The sequence below is a fragment of the Pseudomonas sp. CFII68 genome, assembly GCF_000416195.1.
GTDB lineage: Bacteria > Pseudomonadota > Gammaproteobacteria > Pseudomonadales > Pseudomonadaceae > Aquipseudomonas > Aquipseudomonas kilonensis.
In genome coordinates this window covers 1-209 of sequence record NZ_ATLN01000001.1, presented here as the reverse complement: position 1 = coordinate 209, position 209 = coordinate 1, and the positions used below count along the sequence as shown (strand labels likewise).

Sequence of the window (209 nt, the reverse complement as noted above, 5' to 3'; positions counted from 1 at the left end):
GTTATATGGTCAAGCCTCACGGGCAATTAGTACAGGTTAGCTCAACGCCTCACAGCGCTTACACACCCTGCCTATCAACGTCGTAGTCTTCGACGGCCCTTCAGGGGACTCAAGGTCCCAGTGAGATCTCATCTTGAGGCAAGTTTCCCGCTTAGATGCTTTCAGCGGTTATCTTTCCCGAACATAGCTACCCGGCAATGCCACTGGCG

At 53.1% G+C, this 209-nt stretch carries 1 rRNA gene; it reads right to left on the bottom strand.

The annotated features are described in order from the left end of the window. Positions 1–5 precede the first annotated feature (5 nt). Positions 6–209: ribosomal RNA gene (locus CFII68_RS0125690) — 23S ribosomal RNA — on the bottom strand; the annotation flags it as partial.